This window comes from Ruminococcus flavefaciens (assembly GCF_900116855.1).
In the GTDB taxonomy this organism is placed as follows: domain Bacteria; phylum Bacillota; class Clostridia; order Oscillospirales; family Ruminococcaceae; genus Ruminococcus; species Ruminococcus flavefaciens_R.
Window position 1 is genome coordinate 329166 of the sequence record NZ_UETD01000004.1, and the last position, 6603, is coordinate 335768.

At 46.2% G+C, this 6603-nt stretch carries 5 protein-coding genes and 1 rRNA gene; 4 read left to right on the forward strand and 2 right to left on the reverse strand.

Translation table 11 applies throughout. From position 1 onward, the window contains the following. The first annotated feature begins 31 nt into the window (after positions 1-31). The 3 genes from DSZ37_RS05685 to glgA are packed head-to-tail and all read left to right on the forward strand — an operon-like array spanning position 32 to position 3832. Entirely contained in the window at positions 32-1258 is a 1227-nt protein-coding gene (locus DSZ37_RS05685) for a glucose-1-phosphate adenylyltransferase (protein WP_109725976.1), read from the forward strand. Positions 1259-1273: 15 nt separating this feature from the next. Further along, the gene (gene glgD / locus DSZ37_RS05690) at positions 1274-2395 is read left to right on the forward strand and encodes a glucose-1-phosphate adenylyltransferase subunit GlgD (RefSeq protein WP_109725977.1); all 1122 of its coding nucleotides are present in this window, start codon (positions 1274-1276) and stop codon (positions 2393-2395) included. Between the two features lie 15 nt (positions 2396-2410). Beyond that, positions 2411-3832 carry a glycogen synthase GlgA gene (gene glgA, locus DSZ37_RS05695; protein WP_109725978.1) on the forward strand — a complete coding sequence of 474 codons (1422 nt, stop codon included), beginning with the start codon at positions 2411-2413 and terminating at the stop codon, positions 3830-3832. 209 nt (positions 3833-4041) lie between these two features. Here glgA and DSZ37_RS05700 read toward each other — a convergent pair whose 3' ends face one another. Both DSZ37_RS05700 and pnuC read right to left on the reverse strand, forming a co-directional pair. Continuing rightward, positions 4042-4986 (reverse strand): HD-GYP domain-containing protein, encoded by a 945-nt coding sequence (locus DSZ37_RS05700; RefSeq protein WP_242978575.1) that lies wholly within the window; start codon positions 4984-4986, stop codon positions 4042-4044. A gap of 94 nt (positions 4987-5080) precedes the next feature. Beyond that, positions 5081-5800, reverse strand: coding sequence for a nicotinamide riboside transporter PnuC (gene pnuC, locus DSZ37_RS05705; RefSeq protein WP_181380251.1), 720 nt, complete (start codon positions 5798-5800; stop codon positions 5081-5083). Positions 5801-6389: 589 nt separating this feature from the next. Here pnuC and DSZ37_RS05710 point away from each other — a divergent pair. Then, positions 6390-6603: ribosomal RNA gene (locus tag DSZ37_RS05710) — 16S ribosomal RNA — on the forward strand; the annotation flags it as partial.

Here is a 6603-nt window from a genome sequence, read left to right on the forward strand (position 1 = left end):
CATAACGCATAAGCGATCCAGGAGGAAAAATATGTATACTAAGAAAAGAGTCGTTGCAATGCTCCTTGCAGGCGGTCAGGGCAGCAGACTATATGCACTGACCAAAAATGTGGCAAAGCCCGCAGTACCTTACGGCGGAAAGTATCGTCTCATCGATTTCCCTCTCTCAAACTGCACCAATTCAGGTATTGATACAGTAGGCGTCCTCACTCAGTACCAGCCCCTTGTGCTCAATGAGTACATCGGAAACGGTCAGCCGTGGGACCTTGATAAAATGAACGGAGGAGTCCATGTGCTACCTCCCTATGAGACACAGGCAGGAGCTTCGTGGTACGAGGGCACTGCAAACGCTATCTATCAGAATATGCGCTTCATCGAGCGCTATGACCCCGAGTATGTTGTAGTTCTCGGCGGTGACCACATCTACAAGATGGATTACTCTAAGATGGTGGACTTCCACGTTGCCAATGACGCGGACTGCACCATCTCCGTAATAGATGTTCCCAAGGCAGAGGCTTCACGCTTCGGAATCATGATCTGCGATGACAAAAATCAGGTCACAGACTTCGTTGAGAAGCCCAAGGAGCCCAAGTCCACACTGGCTTCCATGGGTATCTATGTTTTCACATGGGAGAAGCTCCGCAAGTATCTCATTGAGAATGAGAACGACGCCAACGCAAAGCGCGAAAAGGGCGAGCCGTGGTCAAAGGACTTCGGTAAGGATATCATCACCTCTATGCTCCGCGACCAGCAGAGACTGTTCGCATACGAGTTCGAGGGCTACTGGAAGGACGTGGGAACTCTGGATTCTCTCTGGGAGGCTAATATGGACCTCCTGAGCCCCAGTGTGCCGCTGGACCTCTATGATCCCAGCTGGAAGATATATTCGCGCAACAGCAATATGCCTCCTCAGTATGTAGGCGATAACGCCAATATCGAGAACTCCATGATCTCCGAGGGAAGCACTATCGACGGCACCGTTGACTTCTCTATCCTTTTCTCGGGAGTTACCATCGAGGCAGGAGCTACCGTAAATTACAGCATCATCATGCCCGGTACTGTTATCAAGTCGGGTGCTGTTGTAGAGTATGCCATAGTGGGAAGCGACAGCGTTATCGAGTCGCGCGCCCGTGTGGGTTCGAGTCCCGAAATGATCGAAAACAGAGACGACTGGGGCATTGCCGTTGTCGGACATAACGTTACTGTATCTGCCGAAAAGGTCGTAGCGCCCAAGCAGATCATCGGTGAAAATATCTGACGGAGGAATGTTGCTATGAGTGTTAATTATAATGTTTTGGGACTTGTCTTCGCAAGTATGCACGACGCTTATGTCAGCGAGCTGACCAAGCAGAGAACCATGGGTTCCATACCCTTCGGCGGACGTTACCGCCTTATAGATTTCCCTCTCTCAAACTTCGTTCATTCGGGAGTTTCCGAGGTGGGAGTCATCACAAAGTCCAACTACGGTTCGCTTCTGGATCACCTCGGTTCGGGACGTGACTGGGACCTTGCCCGTAAAAAGGGCGGACTCCATCTTCTCCCCCCTTACAGCCAGACAGGCGGTATCTATAAGGGAAGACTGGACGCTCTCAACAATATCTGGGGATTTGTTGAGCATTCAAATGCAAAGTATGTCATCATGTCCAACTGCGACGTGGTAACTACTATAAACTTCAATCCCGTGCTGAAGCAGCATATGGAGAATGAAGCTGACATCACTCTCGTTTACAGCAGAGGCGTTTACGACTATGAAAAGAACAAGTGTACAACTGTTCTGGAGTTCGACGGCGACAACAGACTGAAGGACGTTCTGGTGGACCCTCAGTTCTCGGGCGAGTGCAATATCTGGCTTGAGATGTGTATCATCACCAAGGACTTCCTGAAGAAGATCGTCTCGGACGCTGCAAGCAGAAATCAGTTCAGCTTCACCCGTGAGATACTTCAGGGCAGGAGAGATGATTTCAAGATAATGGGCTACAAGCACGACGGCTTCTTCACAAAGATCGACAGCATACAGGACTACTATCTGGCTAACAGGATGCTGCTCGATCCCGAGAAGAAAAATGCACTTTTCCGCAAGGATATGCCTGTTCTGACAAAGATCGGCGACAATGGTCCTGTTAAGTACGGACTGGAATCGAGTATAAAGGATTCCCTTATTGCTGACGGCTGTATCATTGAAGGAACTGTCATAAATTCAATACTTTTCAGAGGTGTAAAGGTAGGAAAGGATTCGGTGGTCAAGGACTGCGTTCTCCTTCAGGGCACCAAGGTGGGCGAGAACTGCAGTATCTCATCGGTAATTGCCGATAAGAACGTTGAGATAAGCAATGAAAAGGTGCTTACGGGCTCCGAGACATATCCGCTGTATATTGGAAAAGGCGGTAAGATCTGACGGCGGTGATCAAATATGAAAATACTTTTTGCTGCCAGTGAAGCTGTACCATTTGCAGCTTCAGGCGGTCTTGCAGATGTGATAGGTTCGCTTCCGAAGGCTATAAAGAACAAGAGACATGATTGCAGAGTAGTTATACCGCTCTACAAGTCTGTCAGCCCCGAGCTTCGCGAGAAAATGGTCTTTCTGACCAATATAACCGTTGATGTCTCATGGCGGAAGCAGTACTGTGGGATATTTATGGCCGTAATGGACGGCATAACCTATTACTTCATCGACAATGAGTATTATTTTGCAAGGGACGGTCTCTACGGTTTCTATGACGACTGTGAGAGATTTGTATTCTTCGACAGGGCTGTGCTTGAAATGCTCAGGTATATCAAGTTTACTCCCGATATCATCAACTGCAACGACTGGCAGACTGCTCTGATACCTGTTTACTATAATGTCTATTATAAGTACCAGCAGGGCTATGACGGTATCAAGACGGTCTATACCATCCACAATATCGAATATCAGGGCAAATACGGCAAGGAAGTCCTCAGTGAACTCATGGGCATCCCCATGTACAATGCGGGACTCCTTGATTATGACGGCTATGTCAATATGATGAAGGGAGCTATCGAGACCTGCGACATGATAACCACGGTCAGTCCCAGCTATGCGTGGGAGATACTTGACCCATGGTATGCACACGGTCTTGACAGGATACTTGTTACCAAGCAGTATAAGCTCCGCGGAATCATGAACGGCATAGATACAAAGCTTTACGATCCTGCAAAGGATAAGGCTATAGCGGCGAACTATTCTTCAAAGAAGCCCGAGGGCAAGGTGAAGTGCAAAGAAGCTCTGATATCGGAGCTTGGACTTGCAGAGGGCGATGAGCCCATAATCGGCATCGTCACCCGTTTTGTACGTCATAAGGGCATAGACCTTATACGTTGCGTCTTTGAGGAAATGGTCCATGACGGCATAAAGTTTGCCATACTGGGAAGCGGCGAGAAGATATATGAGGACTTTTTCCTCGAAATGGCTGCAAGATATCCCGAGAGGGTATCTGTCACCATCGGTTTTATCCCCGAGCTTTCAAGAAGAGTTTATGCAGGCTCGGATATGTTCCTCATGCCGTCTCAGAGCGAGCCATGCGGACTTGCGCAAATGATAGCAATGAGATACGGAACAGCTCCCATTGTCCGCGAGACAGGGGGGCTCAGGGACTCTGTCCGCGACAACGGCGGCGAAAACGGCAACGGCTTCACCTTCAAGACCTATAATGCCAACGATATGCTTGATGCGGTCAAGCGTGCGTGGAACGATTATAACGACAAGGAAAGATGGAACGAACTAATGGTCCGTATGATGGAGTGCGACCACAGCTGGGCGGCGTCTGCCGATCTCTACATCGAGACCTACAAAAAGGTGCTGGCGGCTGATTGAGCTGCAAACATACAATAAAGCAAAAGAGTCACAGCTGCATAACTGTGACTCTTTTTTCGTTAGATTATTTCTGAAAGACCGACTGCAAGGATAAATCGTAATTCAGCACATACGATAAACTGTGAATTGATGTGTTTGCTGCGCTCACATTATTTAAATATTGTCGCCGAAGGCGACACCACAACTATTCACTATTAACTAATCACTATTCACTGTTTATCGGAGCTTTGCTCCGATAAGATCTGATTTGTGCTATCGCCGATGTCAAAGTCAACCTTTTCGGGCTTGCAGGCGAGTACCTTGTTTTTAGGGATATTGCAGAATATCTCCACAAGGTCGCTGTCAAGCTGAGTACCTGCAACGCTTTGCATTATCGCAAGAGCTTCATCGTGTGAACGCGGCTCTTTGTATGAACGCTTCATTGTGATGGCAGAGTAGGTATCGGCAATAGCGATGATCCGCGATGCGTAGGGGATTCGCCAGCCTTTCAAGCCGTGATAGCCTGTTCCGTCAATGTGTTCGTGGTGGTAGAGTATCCACGGGAAAACGTGGCGGAAAGACTTCAGGGGTTCGAGAATCTTAACTCCTATCTCTGGGTGCTTTTTCATTACCTGCCACTCCTCGTCAGTGAGCTTGTCAGGCTTGTTGAGAATGATCTCAGGTATCCCCAGCTTGCCGACATCATGCATAAGAGCGGCATATTCAAGACTGACAGGATTGATCAGCTTTTTCTTTGGTGACGGGATATACTCGTAAAGCAGCATGGTAAGGTTCTGGACATGGCGGCTGTGACCGTTGAGATTAGGGTCTCTTGCGTCAATGACGCCGATGAGAACCTCAGCGATGTCGATGCTTCGCTCCTTTGTTCTGCTCATGAGCATAAAGGTGATAGTCAGCATTATTGCAACGAAGATACTGCCGCCGAAGAGTATGCCTGCGATGATAATATCGGGCTTGCCCTTGAAGGTAACCAGCAGATAGCCCAGCAGGAAGAAGATGAGCAGCACAAGTGCAACGTACTTCCATATTCTTACTCTGCCTCTGCCTGCCGAAAGTACATCTCTCAGAGAACGCAGGAACTGGGTATATTTCCAGATATTGACGATCATCTGTATGATACCGACAGTGAGCATAGCATATATCAGGATATTCAAAACGCAGCCTCCCCTCTGACGCGCCTTAAATGACGATTACTATAATTTGATTATAGCACAATATATTATAAAATTCAAGGTATTACGTTAAAAATCAGGTAGAAAATGTGCTGTGAAATGGGTCGGCGGACTCTTGTCTTTTTTTCATTTTCAGCCAGCTGATAAATCCGTAGATATCGCTGACAAGGAACATAACAAAGCAGATGAGAACGGAGATGTAGGAGCTGTCGGTCAGAGAAGCAAGAGTCCAGAGGACTATGAGAACGATATCGTTTGCAGCGTAAAGCAGCGAAAAATAAGCGCTTCTTCTGAATGTAAGGTAGACCGCGGCAAAGCTGGTCGTTACGGAAATGGTGCTGGGGATAAGATTTGCGGTATTGAAATATCGAAGTATAAAATAGAAAACAAGTGTGACAGCTAAAGTTAGCAGAGACATGAATGCGATTTCAAGCTTGGTGAGATGATTGACGCGAACCTCGGCGTTACCATCCTTAAATGGATTTCGGAGCCATGCAATAAGCGAGAAGAGAGCCATGGGAGCAGTCATACCGAGGTAAGTGATCATTTCGCCGTAATAGTGGAATGAAAAAGAAATATAGCCATAGACAGCGGCAAAGAACAGCATGATAAGCTGTCCGAGAGGATGCCCCTTGGCATTAATGATTATAGAAGTCACGCCTATTATGGATGCAGCGAGAGTCAAAAAGTTCGTCCTGTCAAAGATAAGAAAGGAAACTGTGATGAAAAGCATTGCTGCGCCCCATATAGAATAGTCGACAACAGTAAGTGAACTGAAAAGCTGTTTAAGTTTCATTATATCGACCTCCACAAAAAAAGCATTTGCTGAGCACATCTTCAAAGACCTAACGATGTACTTAACAAATGCTTTGCATTTCTACCCGGTGGCAGTACTGATATTATAACATATGACAATTAAGATTTCAAGACAAAGATTTATGGCGCAGATAAATGAGAAGGAGGAAGAAATGTACAAATTATAGGCGAAAACAAGCTATTTATGCAGGATATCGGTTATTTCGTACAAAAAAACCGCAAAAAAGCTTCCAATCTTTGGTTTGACAAATCGAGAAACTGGTGGTATAATATAATCACTGTCCGACAGGGAAGCGAAAGCGGTCGAGGAAAAAAATCAAAGAAATTTGAAAAAAGAGCTTGACAAACCCGAAGGAAAGTGATATAATATTAAAGCTGTCTCAGAGAGACAGAAGAACAGCATCTTGAAAATTGAACAATGCGAATAAAAAAGTAACGACCCTTGAGATTCCTTTATGAGAATAAAGGGAAGTCAAGAAAAGACTTTAAAAAAACACGAAGAGTAATAACGCAAGCGTTATGAATTAGGATCGATATTTTAGATGTGAAAGCATCTGATATATACAACTTTAATAAAGAGTTTGATCCTGGCTCAGGACGAACGCTGGCGGCACGCTTAACACATGCAAGTCGAACGGAGATAATTTGAGTTTACTTAGATTATCTTAGTGGCGGACGGGTGAGTAACACGTGAGCAACCTACCTTTGAGAGAGGGATAGCTTCTGGAAACGGATGGTAATACCTCATAACGTAGTTTTACCGCATGATAGGACTACCAAAGA

Coding starts and splice junctions, on each gene's coding strand:
- DSZ37_RS05685 (WP_109725976.1), top strand. CDS start 32: ATGTATACTAAGAAAAGAGTCGTTGCAATGCTCCTTGCAGGCGGTCAG.
- glgD (WP_109725977.1), top strand. CDS start 1,274: ATGAGTGTTAATTATAATGTTTTGGGACTTGTCTTCGCAAGTATGCAC.
- glgA (WP_109725978.1), top strand. CDS start 2,411: ATGAAAATACTTTTTGCTGCCAGTGAAGCTGTACCATTTGCAGCTTCA.
- pnuC (WP_181380251.1), bottom strand. CDS start 5,800: ATGAAACTTAAACAGCTTTTCAGTTCACTTACTGTTGTCGACTATTCT.